This is a genomic window from Bradyrhizobium sp. USDA 4516, assembly GCF_054055915.1.
Genome location: NZ_JBSRXT010000001.1, coordinates 6,726,077 through 6,744,295, shown reverse-complemented (window position 1 = coordinate 6,744,295; position 18,219 = coordinate 6,726,077). Strand labels below are relative to the sequence as shown.

At 63.4% G+C, this 18,219-nt stretch carries 18 protein-coding genes; 5 read left to right on the top strand and 13 right to left on the bottom strand.

Going from position 1 to position 18,219, the window contains the following annotated elements; translation table 11 throughout:
- The first annotated feature begins 10 nt into the window (after nucleotides 1-10).
- From ACVI1L_RS30705 to ACVI1L_RS30690, 4 genes are all read left to right on the top strand, one after another.
- Complete coding sequence (locus ACVI1L_RS30705) at nucleotides 11-535, top strand: flavin reductase family protein (RefSeq protein ID WP_456784616.1); 525 nt, start codon at nucleotides 11-13, stop codon at nucleotides 533-535.
- Between the two features lie 70 nt (nucleotides 536-605).
- On the top strand, nucleotides 606-1,475 hold the full coding sequence (locus ACVI1L_RS30700) for a dioxygenase family protein (protein WP_456784615.1): 870 nt from the start codon (nucleotides 606-608) through the stop codon (nucleotides 1,473-1,475).
- Nucleotides 1,476-1,541: 66 nt separating this feature from the next.
- Nucleotides 1,542-2,720, top strand: a complete 1,179-nt coding sequence (locus ACVI1L_RS30695; protein ID WP_456784614.1) for a muconate/chloromuconate family cycloisomerase — start codon at nucleotides 1,542-1,544, stop codon at nucleotides 2,718-2,720.
- Nucleotides 2,721-2,885: 165 nt separating this feature from the next.
- Complete coding sequence (locus ACVI1L_RS30690; protein ID WP_229191310.1) at nucleotides 2,886-3,803, top strand: LysR family transcriptional regulator; 918 nt, start codon at nucleotides 2,886-2,888, stop codon at nucleotides 3,801-3,803.
- Between the two features lie 9 nt (nucleotides 3,804-3,812).
- Here the strand turns inward: ACVI1L_RS30690 and dusA are convergent, their stop codons facing one another.
- A complete protein-coding gene (gene dusA / locus ACVI1L_RS30685) occupies nucleotides 3,813-4,808 on the bottom strand; it encodes a tRNA dihydrouridine(20/20a) synthase DusA (RefSeq protein ID WP_456784613.1) in 996 nt (331 codons plus the stop codon).
- A gap of 135 nt (nucleotides 4,809-4,943) precedes the next feature.
- Here dusA and ACVI1L_RS30680 point away from each other — a divergent pair, with 135 nt between their 5' ends.
- Nucleotides 4,944-6,044, top strand: a complete 1,101-nt coding sequence (locus ACVI1L_RS30680) for a site-specific integrase (protein WP_456784612.1) — start codon at nucleotides 4,944-4,946, stop codon at nucleotides 6,042-6,044.
- A 9-nt stretch (nucleotides 6,045-6,053) separates the two neighbouring features.
- On the opposite strand, the gene ACVI1L_RS30675 is transcribed toward ACVI1L_RS30680, so the two are convergent.
- The 12 genes from ACVI1L_RS30675 to ACVI1L_RS30620 all read right to left on the bottom strand — a co-directional run bounded on the left by ACVI1L_RS30675 (nucleotide 6,054) and on the right by ACVI1L_RS30620 (nucleotide 18,038).
- The gene (locus tag ACVI1L_RS30675; protein WP_456784611.1) at nucleotides 6,054-6,284 is read right to left on the bottom strand and encodes a DUF2274 domain-containing protein; all 231 of its coding nucleotides are present in this window, start codon (nucleotides 6,282-6,284) and stop codon (nucleotides 6,054-6,056) included.
- Between the two features lie 3 nt (nucleotides 6,285-6,287).
- Entirely contained in the window at nucleotides 6,288-7,487 is a 1,200-nt protein-coding gene (locus ACVI1L_RS30670; RefSeq protein ID WP_456784610.1) for a TrbI/VirB10 family protein, read from the bottom strand.
- A gap of 86 nt (nucleotides 7,488-7,573) precedes the next feature.
- Nucleotides 7,574-8,599: a P-type conjugative transfer protein TrbG gene (trbG, locus tag ACVI1L_RS30665; protein WP_456784609.1), complete on the bottom strand. Its 1,026-nt coding sequence runs from the start codon at nucleotides 8,597-8,599 to the stop codon at nucleotides 7,574-7,576.
- On the bottom strand, nucleotides 8,596-9,300 hold the full coding sequence (gene trbF, locus ACVI1L_RS30660; protein WP_456784608.1) for a conjugal transfer protein TrbF: 705 nt from the start codon (nucleotides 9,298-9,300) through the stop codon (nucleotides 8,596-8,598). The genes trbG and trbF overlap by 4 nt, the downstream gene beginning before the upstream one ends.
- A 3-nt stretch (nucleotides 9,301-9,303) precedes the next feature.
- Nucleotides 9,304-10,461 (bottom strand): P-type conjugative transfer protein TrbL, encoded by a 1,158-nt coding sequence (gene trbL / locus ACVI1L_RS30655; RefSeq protein ID WP_456784607.1) that lies wholly within the window; start codon nucleotides 10,459-10,461, stop codon nucleotides 9,304-9,306.
- Nucleotides 10,462-10,470: 9 nt separating this feature from the next.
- Complete coding sequence (gene trbJ, locus ACVI1L_RS30650; RefSeq protein WP_456784606.1) at nucleotides 10,471-11,223, bottom strand: P-type conjugative transfer protein TrbJ; 753 nt, start codon at nucleotides 11,221-11,223, stop codon at nucleotides 10,471-10,473.
- A 26-nt stretch (nucleotides 11,224-11,249) separates the two neighbouring features.
- The gene (gene trbE / locus ACVI1L_RS30645) at nucleotides 11,250-13,835 is read right to left on the bottom strand and encodes a conjugal transfer protein TrbE (RefSeq protein WP_456784605.1); all 2,586 of its coding nucleotides are present in this window, start codon (nucleotides 13,833-13,835) and stop codon (nucleotides 11,250-11,252) included.
- Entirely contained in the window at nucleotides 13,829-14,086 is a 258-nt protein-coding gene (locus tag ACVI1L_RS30640; RefSeq protein WP_028343946.1) for a VirB3 family type IV secretion system protein, read from the bottom strand. Before ACVI1L_RS30640 ends, trbE begins: the two co-directional genes overlap by 7 nt.
- Nucleotides 14,086-14,445, bottom strand: coding sequence for a TrbC/VirB2 family protein (locus tag ACVI1L_RS30635; RefSeq protein WP_456784604.1), 360 nt, complete (start codon nucleotides 14,443-14,445; stop codon nucleotides 14,086-14,088). The genes ACVI1L_RS30640 and ACVI1L_RS30635 overlap by 1 nt, the downstream gene beginning before the upstream one ends.
- Before the next feature lie 19 nt (nucleotides 14,446-14,464).
- On the bottom strand, nucleotides 14,465-15,448 hold the full coding sequence (trbB, locus tag ACVI1L_RS30630) for a P-type conjugative transfer ATPase TrbB (protein ID WP_456784603.1): 984 nt from the start codon (nucleotides 15,446-15,448) through the stop codon (nucleotides 14,465-14,467).
- Complete coding sequence (locus tag ACVI1L_RS30625) at nucleotides 15,441-15,998, bottom strand: CopG family transcriptional regulator (RefSeq protein WP_456784602.1); 558 nt, start codon at nucleotides 15,996-15,998, stop codon at nucleotides 15,441-15,443. The genes trbB and ACVI1L_RS30625 overlap by 8 nt, the downstream gene beginning before the upstream one ends.
- A 12-nt stretch (nucleotides 15,999-16,010) precedes the next feature.
- Nucleotides 16,011-18,038 carry a conjugal transfer protein TraG gene (locus tag ACVI1L_RS30620; RefSeq protein ID WP_456785631.1) on the bottom strand — a complete coding sequence of 676 codons (2,028 nt, stop codon included), beginning with the start codon at nucleotides 18,036-18,038 and terminating at the stop codon, nucleotides 16,011-16,013.
- Nucleotides 18,039-18,219: the final 181 nt, after the last annotated feature.

Genomic DNA, 18,219 nt, shown 5'->3' with positions numbered 1-18,219 from the left:
TCGCAAGCCAATGACCGCCATCGATCCGCGAGAGTTGCGCAACGCCTGTGGCCAGTTCGGCACCGGCGTCACCATTATCACGACGCATTGCGAGGGCCGCGATCACGGCATGACGGCCAACGCCTTCATGTCGGTTTCGCTCGATCCCCCGCTGGTCGCGATCTCGATCGCGAAAAGCGCGAAGATGCTTGGCAACATCCAGAACACCGGCCGCTTTGCCGTCAGCGTCCTCGCCGAGGGGATGGAAGATCTCGCCTGGCATTTCGCGGGCAAGCCCAAGCTCGACCTCTGTGACGTGTTCGAGCGCCGCAACGAGTTGCCCGTCATCGCCAACGCGGCAGCGTATTTCGTGACCGATCTCGCCGATGAGATCGTCGCGGGCGACCACACCATCTTCCTCGGCCATGTTCGCGAGATGGCGCTGGAGCCCGGCAAGAAGCCGCTGCTGTTCTGCCGCGGCCGCTTCGGCGGCCTTGCCGATCCGCACCCTGCGCCCGCGACGCTGGAGAATGCCGCTTACGAATTTGTCTGGTGAGACCAGCAATCGATATTCCCGAGAACGGGAATGCAAGTTTGAGGAAAATGCAAAAAAAGGAGGAACGACCATGCTGAACGTCAACAAGGACACCATCTCCGACCACGTGATCGCCGCGCTCTCCAAGGACATTCCGGATCGCAACCGGCAGATCATGACGAGCCTGATCCGCCACATGCACAACTTCTGCAAGGAGGTCGACCTGACCTTCGCCGAGTGGTTCGCCGCATGCGAATTCCTGCGCCGCGCCGGCGACATCTCGGACGAGAAGCGCAACGAGTTCATCCTGATCGCCGACATCCTCGGCGTCGAGGTGCTGGTCGACATGCTCGATCATCGGGTCACCGACGGCGAGAGCGAGTCGACCGTGCTCGGACCGTTCTACCGGGAAAACCCGCCGGTGCTGCCCAAGGGCGCCTCCATCATCAAGAAGACGTTCGACAACGCGCAGACCGTCAAGGTCTCAGGGCGCATCAGCGACACTGCTGGGCGGCCGATCGAGGGTGTCACGATCGACGTCTGGGAAGACGCGCCGAACGGCCTTTACGACCTGCAGGATCCGGAACAGCCGGCCTACAATCTGCGCGGACGCTTCACGACCGACGCCAACGGCGAATATGCCTTCGTGGCGCTCCGCCCCGAACCCTACCCGATCCCCTATGACGGCGCCGGCGGCGAGCTGCTGAAATATATGGGCCACCATCCCTGGCGTCCGGGCCACATCCATTTCATGCTTTCGAAGGACGGCTATCAATCGCTGATCTCGCAGATCTACGATTCCGAGACCAAGTATCTCGACAACGACTCGGTGTTCGCCGTGAAGCAGAGCCTGATCGGCAGGTTCGCCAAGGCCCCCGCCGGCGCCGACACCGATCTGGTTCTCAACTTCGACTTCAAGCTCAAGAAAGCCGCCGCCGAACGGCTCGTCGCGGCCGAGTAATACCCGTTACGTCCTGCCAAGCCATCGGCCTGGCAGGGCTCATTCTGAACTGACCTGCGAGGACATATGAGTCGTGCCGTGATCGAAATCGCCGAGCCCGTGGAGCGCGTGCAGGCTCACGCAAAGGACACTGCGATCCGCAGCATCCGCGCGACCATCGTGGAGGCACCGACCCGCCGCCGGCACAAGCTCTCGAACACGGAAGTCACGCATCAGGGTTACGTGCTGGTGCGCGTCCTGCTCGATAACGGCGTGACGGGCATCGGCGAAGCCTCGACGCTCGGCGGGCCGCGCTGGGCCGAGGAGAGCGTGGAGTCGATCAAGGCCACGGTCACGAATTATCTGGCGCCGGCGCTGCTCGGACAGCCCGCCCTCGCCTTCGAAGCCAATGCCTTGCGCATGAGCAAGGCCGCCACCCGCAATTTCGCCGCCAAGGGCGCCATCGAGTCCGCCCTGCTTGACGCCGCCGGCAAGACGCTCGGCCTGCCCGCCAGCGCGCTGCTCGGCGGCGCCGTGCGCGAACGCATGGAGGTGATCTGGGCGCTGGCGTCGGGCGACAGCGGCCAGGAGGTGGAAGAAGCGGAAGAGAAGCTGCGGCGCCGCGAACACCGTCAGTTCAAGATCAAGTTCGGCTTCAACCGGCCGCAGGTCGATCTGAAGCGGCTGCAAGCGCTGCGCGCCGGCCTCGGCGACGAGGTGCGCCTGATCGTCGATGTCAACCAGGGCTGGACCGAGGCCGAATGCATCCGTTTCATGCCCGCGCTGGAGGAGCTGGATGTTGCCCTGATCGAACAACCGGTGTCGGCGCTGCAACTGGAAGCGATGGCGCGGGTCGCGGCCCGCACTTCGATCCCGTTGCTGGTGGACGAAGCGGCTTTCACCAAGGAGGAAATCGCGCGCGCGGGCGCGATGGGCTGCGGCAGCGTCTACTCGCTGAAGCTCGTCAAGAGCGGCGGCCTGTTCGAGATGAAGCGCGCCGCTGCGGTCGCGGCCGCGCACGGGCTCGAGCTCTATGGCGGCTGCCTGCTGGAGAGCAGCATCGGCGCGGCGGCGCATCTCGCCGCCTTCGCCACCCTGCCCAGGCTCGAATGGGGCACCGAACATTTCGGTCCGCGAATCCTGGTGGAGGATCTGGTCGTCAACCCGATCAGATTCGACGAGTTCGAGATCTGCGTCCCTGATGGCCCCGGTCTCGGCGTAGAGGTCGACGAGGACAAGATCCGCACCTTCGCCCGGAAGGACTAACCGGATGGCGTCGTTCCCGCGGACAATTGACAATCCACGGACCCACGCCCAGTCTTCGCGTCGGAACCATCGTCTCGATCGTGCGCACATGACCACGCGATATCGAACCCGGCAGGGTTTTTCCGCCGCTTCCGCGGAAGCGCGCGAGCAAGCGTTCGGCTAGCCGTGACCGATCGCGACGATGTCATGGATCTCAGGCGGCTGGTCTATTTCGTCGCCGTCGCCGAGGAATTGCATTTCGGCCGTGCTGCATCGCGGCTCGCGATCGCGCAGCCGCCGCTCAGCCGGCAGATTGCGCAACTCGAGAGCGATCTCGGCGTCATGCTGATCGACCGAAGCCGCAGCCAGATCCGGCTGACCCAGGCCGGCAGCGTTCTGCTGGAGCGGGCTCGCGACGTGCTGGAGCGGCTCGACCGCACGCACCGCGAGATCAAGCGGATCGGCGAAGGCTTTTCCGGGCACCTGCGCGTCGCCTTCGTCGGATCGGCGACCTATGGCGTGCTGCCGAGCGTGATCCAGGCGTTTCGGTCGGCCTATCCTGACGTCGAGCTCGCGCTGTCGGCGATGAACAACGCCGAGCAGAAGCGCGCGGTGATCCAGCGCGAGATCGATATCGCCATCGCCCGCCCCTCGCTCGACGACGAGGAGCTAAAGTCGGAGCCGTTGCTGCAGGAACCGCTGATCCTCGCGCTGTCAGATACTTCGCCCCTGCTCGAGCAAAAGATCCCGCGGCTGGCGGCGCTGAAGGCCGAGACGTTCGTCCTCTACCCGCGCAAGCCGCGCCCGAGCTTCGCCGACCACATCCTCAACATCTGCCTCGAAGAAGGCTTCATTCCGAAATCGCAGGTGCTGGCCCAGGACTATCAGACCGCGATCAGCCTGGTGTCGGTCGGCGTCGGCATCGCGCTGGTGCCGAAATCGGTCTCGGAGGCGGAGCGGCCCGGCGTCGCCTACCGCGCCTATGAGGGACACAATCCGGGCACCGCGCTGTCGCTGAACTACCGGCGCGACAACCGGATGCCACATCTGTTCAATTTCCTGAAGGTCGCACAGGACGTCACGCGGCGTCAGCGCAAGCCGTAACGATCGCCCTCAGGCCGCGACCGCCGCCGGCGCGCGATCGTCGACGCATGCGATCGCCTCGCGCAGCACATCGATGTCAGCCGCCGGCCGAACGCCGTTCTCCGCGAGGTGCCTGCGGAACGCACGCGCGCCCGGGACGCCATGGAAGGCGCCGACGAAATGCCGCGTGATCGAATGCAGTCGCGTGCCTTCGGCAAGCTGCCGCTCGATATAGGGCAGCATCGCCGCGAACACGTCCTTCATCGTCACGTGCGGCGCAGTCTCGCCGAACAGCTCGGAATCGACGGTGAGCAGCCGCCACGGCTCCTGATAGGCCGCCCGCCCCAGCATCACGCCATCGACATGCGCCAGATGCTGCTTCGCTTCGGCGAGGCTCGTGATGCCGCCGTTGATGATGATTGGCACATCCGGCAACGCCGCCTTGAGGCGATAGACCCGATCGTAGTCGAGCGGCGGGATGTCGCGGTTCTCCTTCGGCGACAATCCGTTGAGCCAGGCCTTGCGCGCGTGCACGACGAGCGCGGCCGCGCCCGCGGCAATCACGGCGCGCGCCAGCGTATCGAGCGCGACTTCCGGATCCTGGTCGTCGATGCCGATCCGGCATTTCACCGTGACGGGAATCCGCACCGCCCGCTTCATCGCCGCAACGCCTTCGGCGACCAGCGCGGGCTCGGCCATCAGGCAGGCGCCGAAGCGGCCATCCTTCACCCGATCGGAGGGACAGCCGACATTGAGATTGATCTCGTCGTAACCGAACTGCTCGCCGATCCCTGCGGCGGTCGCCAGATCGCGCGGGTCGGAACCGCCGAGCTGCAACGCCACCGGATGCTCGCTGGCATCGAAGCCGAGCAGCCGGGCCCGATCGCCGTGGATGATGGCGCCGGTCGTCAGCATCTCCGTATAAAGCCGCGCCCGCCGCGACATCAGCCGATGGAAGACGCGGCAATGCCGATCGGTCCAGTCCATCATGGGTGCCACAGAAAAGCGATAGTCTTGCGATTCCAATGATTTACCTTAAGCTCTCAATGGGATGTAACAAGAACGAGTACCCGCCAAATTTGCCGAATTTGCACACGTTTGTACCCGTTTTGACCTCTCGACGCACACGTATCGCACACCATTTGGGAAAGGCACACGACAATGGCCACCTTCACTCAGTTGCCGTCAGGGAACTGGCGGGTCCAAGTTCGCCGCAAGAACCGTTATGTGGCAGAGACCTTTCGCCGCCGCAAGGACGGCGAGGAATGGGCGCTCGACGTGGAGCGCAATATTGATCGTAGCGGGTCACCCAAACCGCGCGCTGCCGTAAAAGCGAAGACCTTCGGCGACATCATTGATCTGCACATTCAAGACATGCGCGACGTCGGACGCCCCCCTCGCCGATCCAAAGCGGCCGTACTGAAGGCGCTCAAGGAGGAGCTCGGATGCACCAAGATACCTCGGCTCGACCGAGAACGGCTTATTGAATATGGCCGAAAGCGAGCGAAGGAAGGCGCCGGGCCGGCGACCCTCGCAATCGATATGGCTTTCATCAGGACACTCGCGACGCACGCCGCGGCCGTCCACGGAATTGAGGTTTCTGCCGAGGAGGTTCGCCTCGCGCGCTTCGCGTTGAAGCATTTGGGTCTCGTCGGAAAATCAGACGAGCGAGACCGCCGGCCAACGCAGGATGAGCTCGACGAGCTCATCGAATACTTCGAGACCAATCCACGACAGGTCATCCCCATGGGCCGCATCGTTCGCTACGCCGTTGCGACTACGATGCGGCAAGAGGAAATCTGCCAACCGGACTGGCCACATGTCGATATGAAAACGCGGATTCTAACGATTGTCGATCGCAAGGACCCGAGAAAGAAGGACGGCAACGACCAGAAAGTCCCTCTTCTCAACCTCACCGGCTATGATGCCTGGGAGATCTTGCTCCAGCAGCGCATTATCACCAGAGGTCAGGGCCGGGTATTTCCATATAACCACCGCTCAGTCAGCGCGGCATTCACGCGGGCCTGCGATGAATTGAAAATTGACGATCTGCATTTTCATGATCTACGCCACGAAGGCACCAGCCGCCTTTTTGAAGCGGGACTACCGATTGAAAAAGTCGCACTGGTCACTGGTCACAAGGACTGGCGTACGCTGCGACGTTACACAAAACTAAAGCCGGAAGAACTCCACAAGCTGCAAACTGCGCCGCAGCCAACTCTCGAGGAATATCTCCAGACGCTAGCTACTGCACGGGCGTAACCATGGTGACTACTCACGACCCGACGAAGAGCTGGCGCCACCGATTCTTATTTTCTTGAATGCTGCGTCGCTATCGAGGAACGCCGCGAGCATAAAGGGTATCAGCTCCGCAACTTCCTCCCGACTGCCGTACGTCTCGGCGTAAAAATCAGCGTATTCACGCAACCGTTTGGCAAGGCTCGGCGCCAGGACAATGCTCATCTTTGCGGGAGTCCGATCGGGCAGTTTCGCAAGCTTCATATTTCACCTGCCCTTCGCGACCGTCTGAACGTCCTCGTACGGCTTTAGCACCAGATCCTTAGAAACAATCACCCGTAGCGGCCATCCCGGTCGGACCGTGATTGTCGGCTGCACGTCGAGCTGGCGCTCCACCAGGCGCTGGCCCGCACGATTGGTTGTCTGCTGCGTGCTTTCCCGCAACGCCTTCACGAGATCGCTCTCGTCATTTCCGATCGAGAGCTGTGTACCCACCCCGATCAGCGTCGCCAAAGCCACGCCCTTGAGCAGTTGCCAGGTATGGAAATCCACCTCATCCTCGAGCCCGGCATAGCCGGCAACATCCGTGGCCGGAAGGTTCTCGATCACGATCGAATTTCCGTTCGGCAAGATCAGTCGCGTCCAGACGACCAGTGCCCGCTTCTGTCCGAAGGCGACGACGCTATCGTACTTGCCGACGAGCCTTGTCCCCTGCGGGATCAGCAGATGCTCGCCCGTTACCGTGTCATAGATGTTCTCCGTGACCTGACCGATCGTCGCGCCCGGCAGGTCCGAATTCAGCCCCGTCACCAGGCTCGCTGGGATGATCGAGCCCGCCATCACGGCATAGCTGGAGGGCGCGGCGACCAACGCGTGCGGATTGGTGGTCTCGGTGTCGGCCTTCGCTCCCACAAAGGCGAGCTTTCGTGCCTGCGACGAGGGTACGATCTCGTCTGATCGATCAACCATTGCCCGCGCGGTTTTCGCAAGCTCCGCCGCGGACGGCCCGGAATCGGCCGCGTGCGGCCGAAACGGGGACGGCTGGCTGGCAGCCACGTCCGTGACAGCGGCCTGCTTTCGCCTGTCCTGCTTTTCCGACAGTCGGAAGAACAAGCCCGATTCCCTCGCCTGCTGCGCGATGCGCACCTGCCGAATGCGCTCCGCCCTTTCTGCGTCCTCTTCCGGGTTGCTGCGGAAGCCTGGATCCGATGACGGCGCGATGCCGACTTTCTTTTCGTTCTCGGCGAAAGCTCGTCCAATATCGCCCGGGGATGGCGGTCCAAGCCGCGGCGTTGACGGCGGAAGCTCTTCATAAGATGCCGGCAGCTTGTTCAGGCCCTCTGCCGTTTGCTTCCGGTCGGTGTTGTAGAGCTCTGCGCGATCGGCATGCTTCAAAGGCCGCAGCGGCCGCAGCGCAACTATCGTCGCTCCGGCGATGAACAGTGCAGTGACAGCGCAGCCGATCATGAGCGCGCGCCTGTTCAACCGCCGGATGGATCGCGGCCGTGCCCGCAGCTCCAGAGGCTCCGGTGGCTCCCGATCCAACCCACTCGTCATGAGGCGCTCCCACTGCTGATGGCCTGCGACAACGGCCGCGCATCGATGCGGATGATCCGGACGATACGTTGGGGACCCTCGCCGAGACGGAGCTCGGCGGCGCCAAACATGCGGTCGACGATGTAGTAGGAGCCCCTGACCCGATAGTTGACCAGATTTGGACGGCCATCGGCGCCCGCGACGAACAGAGGCGGCGCCTCGCCCTGCGACAGGCCGGATGGCATCTGGATATAGACCTTGCGGCCGTCATCGAACGCACGCACCGGTCGCCACGGTGGGTCATCGCCTTCGATACGGTAGCGGAAGTTCAGGCTATCGAGCCGCACGCCGCGATCGGCAACCCGCTCCTCGTTTGCCTGGGCGATTGCATTCTGCTTGTGAAGTGCAACCAGCGTATCCGTTGGGTACGTCCAGGAGATCGATGCCATGTAGGTCTGCTTGGTTGAGACCAGCTCGAGGTGGTAGGCGCGCCGGTCGGTAAGGACCACCAGATTGGTCTGGATGTCCGGCAGCGTCGGTTTGACGAGGATATGAACACGCCGGTTGCTACCCTGACCGCTCGCGGTATCGCCGACCACCCAGCGAACCGTGTCGCCCGTCGAGACATCGATCAATTCCTCGCCGGCCTGAAGCGCGATGGTCGAGACCTTCTCGGGGCTCGCATAGAGCCGATAGAGGGCTCCTTCGGTCCATGGATAGACCTGGATCGCATTGATGTAGCCCGCCCGGGTCGGCTCCATCCGCGCAGCCTTGTTCGCCTTGGCGATCGCCTGCTCCGGTGGCAGCTTTTCTTCCTTTCCGCCCTTCTTTGGATAGGGCATGAGTTGGCCAGGCAGAGGCAAGACCTTGGGCCTTTCAACAATCTCGACGGGCTTCGGCGGATCCGCCTCGGGGAGAGCCTGCTCGAATGTCATCTCGTCATAGGGCGCTTCGAGGTTGAACTTTGTGGCGCATCCTCCGAGCACAAGCGACAGGGTCAGGATGCTGGCCGATGCACGCCTTGTTGAAGCAGCAGAATTCATTTCGCATCTCCGATGAGGTCGCGCGACCAGTTGAGGGAATGGACGTAGAGGCCAAGCGGGTTCTTTCGCAGCGTCTCGGCGTCCGCCGGCGGCTTGAGAACCGTGGTTACGAGACCCGTGAACCGCTCGGTCTTAGCAATCGAGCCATTCTCGAAACTGTTCTCCTTCCAGCGAATTTCGAAACTGTCGCTGGACGCACGCACCACCGAGGTCACCTCTGCGGTGATCGTCCTGGAGCCGATTTTCGCGAACGGATCGGTTTCGCGCGCGTAGTCGTTCAGAACTTGCGCGCCCCGATCGGTGACGAAGTCGTAGGCCCGTAGCCAGTTGCTGCGGACGATCACGGGATCGATCGACAACGAACGCACGTTTTCGATGAATCGCGCCAGGAAGTGCGCGATCTGCGCATCCGACGGCTGATACGCCTCTAGCGCAGGTCCAACTGCGCGGACCTCACCCAACCGGTCGACCTCGACCACATAGGGAACGATCCCTGAGCGGCCGATCACGGTGAGCAGGGTCAAGCCGAGAACACCGCACACTGCAGTGATACCCAGCGCGGCGAGCCGCCAGTTGCTCGCCTGAACTCGCGCGGACCCGAGCCGCTCGTCCCAGACCTGTCCCGCTTTCTGGTAAGGCGTCACGGGCTCCGGCGTTTCTCCGTACCGAACCGAAACGCGTTGAAATGGAGGGCCGGCCATATCTCAGTCCTCCCCAAGCTTGGGACCCGAGGAATGGCCGCCCTTGTCCCCTTCTTTCAGGGTATGGGCAGCAACCTGTGCGGCTTCCCTGGCGTGTCGGGCGGGGGTCGCGGTTGCGCGCGAAGGGCCGGCGGCCGCGGCTCCGTCCGCTCGTCCAACGCCTCCGCCTGCCGGCTGCTCGGCCGCGGCCGCGCGGGCCGCACCGTCGCCAATCGACGATGTTCCACTCAGCGACGCCGCGGAACGGACCGCCGTCATCGACCCGCCGGCGGCCATGCGAAGGCCGCCCATCGCGACCGCTCCGCCCCCGATTGCGACAGCAGCAGCACCGGCGACCGTACCCGCCGCCGACCCGGCCCCCAGTTGAGGCGCACCGGATACGAGACCCGCAGCAATGCCCGGACCGAAGATTCCAAGTCCAAACAGAGCGAGCGCCGCAAGCAACAAGCTCATGGCCGACGCAATATCGACCGGCCGTGTCAAAGTGCTCGCGAGTTGACCGAAGATAGTCGAGCCGATGCCGACGATAATCGCCAGCACCATCACCTTGACGCCTGAGGCAACGACATTGCCGAGCGTCTTTTCGGCAAGAAAGGCCGTCTTGCCCCAGAGCGCGAACGGCACCAGGATGAAGCTTGCGAGTGTCGTGAGCTTGAACTCGATCAGGGTCACGAACAGCTGGATCGACAGCACAAAGAACGCGAGCACGATCACGATCCAGCAGAACAAGAGGATCACGATCGTCGGCAGGTTCGTCAGCACATCGAAGCCGGAGAACTGGCTCGCTTCCTCGAGAAGCGGATGCGCCGCGGTGAACCCGGCGGCGGCAACAAAACCCGGCCGGGCCAGATCAGCCGGGCTCAATGTGCCGCCGGACGCTTTCAGGCCGATGCCAGAAAACGAGTTGAAGATGATGTCGGCAAGGCCCTTGAAGTTGCCGATGATGAAGGCGAATGCACCAACGTAGAGGATCTTCTTGGCAAGCGTCACCAGGATCTGGTCGTCGGCCCGCACGCCCCAGGCAAGCCCGGCAAGCGTGAGGTCGATGACGACGAGTGTCGAACTCAGGAACGAGACTTCGCCTGACAGAAGACCAAAGCCAGAATCGATATAGCGCGAGAACGTCTCGGTGAAGCGATCGATGACGGAGAGATCAGTCATGGCCCCCTCCTATCTGCCGCCGGCGTAGGCATGGCCATCGCCGATGAAGCGGATAAAGCGCTCCTGGGCGGCCGCCGCGGACGCGCGCTCCTCAGCCGCCCTCAACGTCTCGGCGCGGGCTTGAGTTGCCAGCAGCGCCTGCGTCAGCAGTGCCTGCTTGATCTGCAAAGCCAGTAACTCGTTGCCGGACTGCTGGGCCTGCAAGGAGCCGACCGCAGCTGATGAATTCGCCATCAGAGTGCGAAGCGTCTGGCCGTCCTGATCCAGGTTGCTGACAATGGCCGACTGGATCATCAGCGCCTGATTGAGCCCCTCATAGCTGTTGTTCCAGCGTGCGGTTGCATCCTGGACCATCCTGTCCGACGAGGTGGCGGCGCCATACTGCCGAGGATAGAGCTGCGCAAAATCCTGCTGGGTCTTTTGAACGTCGAACGAGATGCCTTTTGCCTGTGTAATGAGGCTGTTCATCCGACCTATGGTCGAAGTGAGCTGGCCGAGGACACTGGTCGGGAGGCTTGCCAGATGCTTTGCCTGATTGAGAAGCGACTGAGCCTGATTTTCGAGGCTCCTGACCTGGTTATTGATCTGCTCGAGCGCGCGAGCGGCAGTCAGAAGATTCTGGCTGTAGTTCGAGGGGTCGAACACGATATCGAACGCCCCGACCCGCCGCGATCCATTCACAGCGATGACGACAGATAGCGCTACCGTCACGATAATTCTTGTAGTTGTACGCGCGCCCAGGCGGCCGACACTTTCGAGCATGGAAGACTCCGGAGATTGAGATCGGGTCAGGCCCTGTGGGCCTGTTCAAAGGTGCTGATCAGGTTGGCCGCCCAGTGCAGATCGCGTTCAGCGAAATAGCGTTCGGCAAAATGGTAGGGCCCCGAACGGGCCAGGACCTCGTCAATGATGCGCTGATCGTCCGGCGAGGAAGCTCCGACGAGCGCAAGGGCCACCGGTCCGAGACCAAGTTCGAACAGGCGGTCGCCGGCACGAGACTGCAGATAGTAGTCCCGCTTGGGAAAGGCTTCGGCGATCAGGCGCACCTGCGTGTCGTTCAGGCCGAAGCGCCGATAGGTCTCGGTCTGGGTCGGCTCAAGGGCCCGGGGATTGGGCAGGAATATGCGGCTCGGACAGGACTCGATGATCGCGGGCGCGATTTCGCTGTCCGCGATGTCGGCAAGCGACTGCGTGGCAAAGACCACCGCCACGTTCTTCTTGCGTAACGTCTTCAGCCATTCGCGAATCCGGCTCGAAAACAGCGGATCGTCAAGGAAGACCCAGGCCTCATCGAGCACCAGCAGGGTCGGCCGCCCATCGAAACGCGACTCCAGAGTGTGGAACAGATAGGTGAGCACCGGTGCGACCAGCGCCGGCAGCGCCATCAACTCTTCCATCTCGAAGGTCAGGACATCGGCGCCCGAAAGGCGGTCGGCGTCCGCATCGAGGAAGCGGCCGTAAGGTCCCTCCAGCGTGTAGGGCTGGAGCGCCTGACGCAGGGCGTCCCGGGTGAGCAAGGCCACGAGCCCGGTCATCGTGCGCTGGGACACCGGCGCCGTACCCAGGCTCTTGAGTGCCGACCAGATGGTTTCCTTGACCTCCGGCGTCACGCTCACCCGCTCGTGGGCAAGGACGCCGCAAAGCCAGTCGAGCGCCCAAAGCCGCGCCCCCTCCTCCGCAACATCCTTCAGGGGCTGGAACGCGATGCCACCCTTGGCGCCAAGCTCGTACCACGCGCCCGACAGCGCAAGCGTTGTCGCGCGCGAGGAGCGGCCCTTGTCGAATGTGATCAGCTGGGCATTCGGATAGCGCCGGAACTGCAGGCCCAGCATCGAGAGCAGCACAGACTTGCCGGCGCCGGTCGGCCCAACAACGATGCAATGCCCAACGTCCCCGGCGTGCAGTGAAAGCCGGAAAGGGGTTGCGCCCTTGGTCTTGGCGATCAGAAGCGGCGGTCCATCGAGATGCTCGCATCGCGCTGGGCCAGCCCACACCGCCGACAACGGGCACATATGCGCCAGATTGAGCGTGTGTACGATGGGTTGGCGGATATTCGCATAGGCTTGTCCTGGCAGACTGCCAAGCCACGCCTCGACCGCATTGACACTTTCCCGGATCGTGGTGAAGCCCCGACTGTTGATCACCCGTTCGACGAGCCGGATCTTGTCGTCGGCGGCGCGCGCGTCCTCGTCGCTGACAGTGACGGTCGTCGTGATGTAACCGAACGCGACGAGATCATCGCCGAGCTCCGTCAGCGCAGTGTCCGCGTCGGCAGCCTTGTTGCTGGCGTCCGTGTCCACGAGCGCCGCCTGCTCGTTGAACATGACCTCCTTCACGATTGCTCCCAGCGATTTGCGCTTGGCAAACCACTGGCGGCGGTACCGCGATAGCGAGGAATGCGCCTGCGTGCGGTCGAGCGGCAGAAATCGGGTGGCCCAGCGATAGGCAACGCCAAGCCGGTTCAGCTCATCCAGCAATCCGGGAAAGGTCACGTGCGGGAAGCCGAGCACGGTCAGCGCACGAAGATGGCTTCGGCCGATCGCCGGCGACAATCCACCAGTCAACGGCTCGTCGCTGAGGAAGCAATCGAGATAGGCCGGAATCTCGGGCACGGCGACCGGGTGCCGCTTGGTCGAGATGCAACTATGTAGGTAGGTCAGTATCTCCTCGTCATCGAGCGGCCAGATCTCGGGCAGGACCGAAGACAGAAGATCAATCGCCCGGTCCGTTTCCTGGACAAAGCGCTCGAGATGATCACGATAGCTGTGCTCCCGCGACGGCAGGGGCTGGTCAGTCTCACGAGCCGACGTGCCGGCCCGATCGTCCGGCCGGCCGCTTTTTCGATCAGCCTCGGAAGCATGCTGCACATGGCGCTGACGGCGTGATCGTCCCGGGCCCCGCTCGTCTCGCGAACGCTCGAGGAATAGTCCCTCCAGCCGCGACACGCGCTCGGCCGGCGGCAGGTACATCAAGGTGAGATGCAGCACGCTCTCAAAATGCTGTCCGCGCGGACGCGACGGATCGTCCCAGGAGGCCTCGGACACGCTTTCGAAGGCGGCCCGCCGCTCCTCATCGACAAGCCACGATACCGCGTCCGGAAAGCGTGAGCGCGGATACTCCGACGCCGCAATTCGCGTGGCGTCGAAGAACAAGGCCCAGCCCGAGCCAAAGCGCTTTAAGACGTTGTTCACCCGCGAGGTCACGCTCATGAGCTCGGCCTCGGTCGCGCTGTCGAGATCCGGGCCCCGGTAGCGGATGGTACGCTGAAAGCTGCCGTCCTTGTTCAAGACCACGCCGGGCGCGACGAGGCACGCCCAGGGCAACCAGTCGGCCAGACGATAGGCATGAGGACGGAATTCTCTCAAGTTCAGCATGCGAGCCAGCCCTTGTGCTTGGTGTGACGGATTGCGACCTCGACAAAGGCGGGATCGCGCCTGGCAAGCCACACCGCGATGGCATGCCCGACGATCCAGAGCACGACGCCTGCGAGCCAGAGCCGCAGCCCGAGCGCCAGCACGGCCGACAGGGTGCCGATTAGGATGGCCGCAGAACGCGGCGCACCGCCGAGCAGAATGGGCTCGGTCAACGAGCGATGGAGCACGAGTTCAAAGCCGTCGGGACGCATCAGATCAGCGCTCCGCCGCCGAATGAGAAGAACGACAGGAAGAAAGAACTCGCCGCGAAAGCGATGGAGAGGCCAAAGACGACCTGGACCATCTTGCGGAAGCCACCCGAGGTGTCGCCGAACGCAAGCGAAATCCCGGTTACCGTGATGATGATGACGGCTACGATCTTCGCGACCGGTCCCTGCACCGACTCCAGGATGCGCTCGAGCGGCGCTTCCCACGGCATGCCCGAGCCTGCGGCGTGCGCAGCCGGGCCCGTCAGGAGTATGCAAGCGAAGCCTCCTCCCAGCTCGATGAGGAAACGCTTGTAAATTCGGCGAAAGCAGAAATGCGCCGTTGAACGGGGCAAACCAGACATGTCGTATTCTCCGTGTAGATCAGGGACGATGCGAACCGTTTGGAAGGCCTGGCGGGTTCTCCAGGAGGTAATCGCCGGCAGGATCGAGGCCCTTGAGCTCGGCGATCGCCTCGATCCGGCGCGCAGGACCCCGTCCCCTGATGAAGACGACGAGGTCGATCGCCTCGGCGATGAGCCGGCGCGGCACTGTGGCGACAGCCTCCTGGATCAATTGCTCGATCCTATAGAGCGCGGCGCGCGCCGAGTTGGCGTGAACCGTGGCGATCCCACCGGGATGGCCCGTATTCCAGGCCTTCAGCATGTCGAGGGCCTCGGCGCCCCTCACCTCGCCCACGATGATTCGATCGGGACGAAGGCGAAGCGTTGAGCGCACGAGATCGGCAAGGCTCGCGACGCCCGGCTTGGTGCGCAGTGTCACGACGTCCTTGGCCTCGCAGCGCAGCTCGCGGGTATCCTCGATGATGACGATACGCTCATCGAGGCGTGCAATCTCGGCCAGGAGCGCATTGGCGAGTGTCGTCTTGCCCGATCCGGTGCCGCCCGCAACCAGGATGCTGCGGCCTTCGACTACGGCCGCCGCCAGCACCTTGGCCATCAGTGGCGAGGCAATCTGCGCCCTGACATAGTCGGAGAGAAGAAACGTCGTCGTAGCGGGCTTGCGGATGGCAAAGCAGGGCGCGAGCGAGACCGGCGGCAGCACGCCTTCGAACCTCTCGCCGGTCTCGGGAAGTTCGGCCGATATGATCGGGAAGGATGCGCTGGCCTCGGCCCGGACATGGCTTGCGACCAGTCGGATGATCCGCTCCGATTCCTGTGGCGTCAGAATGACGCCGGTATCAGTGCGTCCGGACCGGTGCCGCTCAAGCCAGAGCCTGCCGTCCGGGTTGACGATCACCTCGACAACCTCGGCCTCTTCCAGCGCCAGCGCGATCGCCGGCCCCATAGCGGTCCGCAGCATGCCGCGGCGGCGCTCGCGGGTTTCGGGCGAGAGAAGGTCAGACATTGCCGACCTCCTCTCGCCCAGCCGGAGACGGCTCCGGCTGCTGGCCCGCCGCGTGGTGCGAGCGGGATTCTGTTGTCGTGGTCTGCGCCTCGCCGGCGCCGAGTGGAGCGCCCTCCTCCAGATGCCGCATGAAGAGGTCCGGATTTGCTGTCGAGACCTGTTCCATGACGTCGGCAACCAGCCGGCCGCCCGAGGCGATACGCTTGCCGACCTGCGCGACGAACATCTCGAACCGCTCGCGCCCGAGCGCACGCGCGGCGTCCTGGTCTCCAGCGGGCAGCGGAGGCGTGGTCGTCAGGTAGTAGCGAACGAACAGTGCGATGGTTTCCGCCATGATCGAGAGATCACGGTCTGCCCGATCGAGCTGCCGGCTCATCCGGTCGAGCCTGCGGATCAGGGCTGCGTCTCCGCTTGCATCCCGCTCCGGATTGAGAAAGCGGTCGAGGGCGGCGTCGACGATCGCCGACTTGTTGGTGCCAGGCCGCCTGGCCGCGAGTTCGAGCCGTTGCGCCACGCTGTCGGAGACATAGGCGGATAGCTTTGGTTTCATTGCGAGTGCCCCTCAGAATGCGGGAAGGAGATCGTCGTCATCGCGCGTGGCGGCATGAGCGCTGCGGATGGCGCTGGAGGCATTCGCCGCCCGCTGCATCTGGTTGCGATCCGCCGCCACATCTGCGTCGTCGTCGAGCAGCCGCTCCTCGGCAAACCGCGTCGCCTCGGCTTGGGGAGCTGTTTCCTCAAACAGCGGCAGTTGCTGTTTGAGCCCGCCCTCCTCCGCGCCCGCCTGCATGAGGTCGCGGTATGGAAGCGTTGCCAACCGGAGATCGACCGCCCGGATCTGGCGCCCCCAATCGCTCGGACGTGCAGCCGGGCGATCGCGGTATTCGCCGGCACCGACGGGCGGTGACGGACGCAAGCGCGTCACAAAATTTGAGTCCTCGTAGTGCCTGAGCTTGCGGGCCCGAACCGGCGCAAGCCCCGAGACAAGCACGATGGCCTGATCTTGGGGCAGCTGCATCACCTCGCCTGGAGTGAGCAGCGGCCGGGCGGTTTCCTGGCGGCTGACCATGACATGGCCAAGCCAGGGTGCGAGCCGGTGACCGGCATAATTCCGCTGTGCCCGAAGTTCCGTTGCGGTGCCGAGCGCATCCGAAATGCGCTTCGCAGTTCGCTCGTCATTGGCCGCAAAGGCGATGCGGACATGGCAATTGTCCATGATCGCGTTGTTATCGCCATAGGCCTTGGCGATTTGATTGAGCGATTGGGCGATCAGATAGGCCCGGATGCCATAGCCGGCCATGAAGGCGAGCGCGCTCTCAAAGAAATCAAGCCGGCCGAGCGCAGGAAATTCGTCCAGCATCAGGAGCAACTGGCGATGCTTTGCATCGCCTGCCCTGACGTTTAGGGACTCGGTCAATCGGCGGCCGATCTGGTTGAGGATCAGCCGGATCAACGGCTTGGTGCGGCTGATGTCTGACGGCGGGACGACCAGGTAGAGCGTGACCGGCCTGTCCGCACCGACGAGGTCCGCGATGCGCCAATCGCAGCTCTCGGTATTCCGGCTGACGACCGGATCGCGATAGAGGCCCAGGAAACTCACGGCGGTGGACAGCACGCCGGAACGTTCATTTTCAGACTTGTTTAGCAACTCCCGCGCGGTCGCGGCGACGACGGGATGGACCTTCGGCTCGGCTTCTGTTCCGAGATGGTTGGTAGCCAGCATGATCCGCAGCGTCTTCTCGAAGGACTGCGCCGGGTCAGCCAGGATCTCGGTGACCCGTGTCAGCGTCTTCTGTTGCTCTGCATAGAGGAGGTGGAGGATGACGCCGACGAGCAGCGAGTGGCTGGTCTTCTCCCAGTGGCTTCGACGCTCCAATGCCCCTTCCGGGTCAACCAGGATGTCGGCAATGTTCTGAACATCGCGGACTTCGGCCGCGCCCTTGCGGACCTCGAGCAGCGGATTGTAGCGCGCGCTTGCTGGATCGGTCGGATTGAACAGCAGACAATGCGAGAAGGTCGAGCGCCAGCCGGACGTCAGCTCCCAGTTCTCGCCCTTGATGTCATGCACGACCGCCGATGAAGTCCAGGACAGCAGTGTCGGAAGCACCAGCCCCACGCCCTTGCCCGACCGCGTCGGTGCAAAACACATGACGTGCTCGGGTCCATCGTGACGCAGGTAGTAATTTTCAAATCGCCCGAGGAACACACCCCTGCCCGCGAGCAGGCCGGCAGCGCGGATCTCCTTCACATTGGCCCAGCGCGCGGAGCCGTAGGTCGTGACCAATTGGTTTTGCCGCGCCCGCCACACCGAATTGACGATTGCAAACAGCGCGCCCGCAATGCCGCCAGCCGCGGCGATAGCCCCGCCCTCCTCAAATATTTCGGGCGCATAGGCCTCATAGGCGAACCACCATTCGAACAATCGCCAGGGCAGATAGACCGGGTAGCCGCTAATGGCGAACCACGGCGCGCCAAGCCGCGCCTGAAATCCGAGCGCCGCCGCCGTCCATTGCGTCGCTCCCCATGTCGACGCGATGACGATGCCGAAGACAACCGTGATCTGACCGACGTAGATTTTTGCCGGAAACATTGTCCGCCCCACTCGACGCTCGCAACGAGCGCGGCGAGATGAAAAGCGGGATGACGGCTCGCATTCAACCTGAATAAAAATCGCCGTCGGCAACGAGATCCGGCTCGATCAAACCCATCGAAGCAAGATCATTGTCGCGGCAGTCTCGGCGTGGGTGAGGAAGCTCCTCAATTGAAGGTGA